The 1207-nt window shown below is 49.7% G+C and carries 2 protein-coding genes; both read left to right on the forward strand.

The window, feature by feature from the left end:
- On the forward strand, nt 1-205 hold a 205-nt coding region (locus AB1E34_RS26075), incomplete at its 5' end, for a hypothetical protein (protein WP_372575201.1).
- A complete protein-coding gene (locus AB1E34_RS26080; RefSeq protein WP_372575202.1) occupies nt 171-977 on the forward strand; it encodes a hypothetical protein in 807 nt (268 codons plus the stop codon). The genes AB1E34_RS26075 and AB1E34_RS26080, both read left to right, overlap by 35 nt.
- The last annotated feature ends 230 nt before the right edge of the window (nt 978-1207 follow it).

Raw genomic sequence — 1207 nt, forward strand, 5'->3', positions numbered from 1 at the left:
GGGAAAACCCTCTGTCAATCGAGGCAAAATCACCTCGATCAACAGGAAACTCCCAACTCAACAAACCGCGAAACATATCCCGCGTAAGCACAACTCACGCCAAACAGAGCCCATATCGCGGAGCGATTTAGTGCTTGAGCCCAATCTGCCGAATGCTGGGCTCTTTATGAATGGCAGCTTTCAGGCGGCGCAATCAATGCGATGACTCAAAAGTATGGTTTACCTCACTTTACTACTCAGGTCATTTTTGTGCTGGTGGAGTGAGAAGGTATCAAAATCTCCATGGGTGTTCTGGACTTGCAATTGCGATGATGCGTACTCCGTTCCACGCAGCGATTCTGTTACTGCTTTCCTTCAGCGCATCGCGAGCTTGGCCTGAAAGCACATCTGAAGACGTCTGGTCAGAGTGTCGGGCGGACGACAGCTGTGTGATCGAATATGATCATTTAGCCAACCAATCTACCGATCCCTACATGTTCTCCGGAAAGGTCGTCGACAAAAGCAGCAACAAGTGGCGAAGCCACCGGCGCTCGATCAAAAAGTTTTCAGATGTGCGAGAGTGTCTTGTCAAAAGTGAACAACATAAAGAAAATCCGAACCTCTTAAAAATTGATTGGGATCAGGTGGGATTTGATCATGCTGCCGAAGTCTGCATTTTCCGCATTGCACGTAGTTTAGGGGACACCCAGTTGTTTAAAGACTGGTTCGGTTACCACGGCTTCAACGTGGTCGGTCCACACAGATCCCGTTCAGAATCTTATAAGCCTCGATACCGGACCCAACCCATGCAGACGCTTTCGGCCAAATGGAGCGGAGCAGAGTACGAGACACAATACGAGGTCCGCAAAGGCTCGCTGTTTAAATGGTTTGCGCAAGTCTATGGAATCGGTGGGTTTGCATTCAATGTAAGGCTTTCAGAAGGCGGTCAGGTTGTTTCGGTTGAAGCAAATTGGACGGGAAAACATTCAGGGATTTGAGATGGGAAGCTGACATTGGGCCGAACGCAGCGAAAGCTCACTTCGTCCGCATTTCCGAAACGCGGTCTGACCCGGGGGATGTAAGCTAAAGTTCCGAGCCTTTAACCTGATCCATATCCAGCCTCACAGAAGTAATTCCAGCATTCCCGCGATGTGAACAGATTGCAGATTTCGGCGAGTGCATCGAACATCTGGTCGAATGTCCTAGCCCCGATCCTTCGCAAATGCGC

The organism is Ruegeria jejuensis (genome assembly GCF_041537905.1).
Lineage (GTDB): Bacteria > Pseudomonadota > Alphaproteobacteria > Rhodobacterales > Rhodobacteraceae > Ruegeria_C.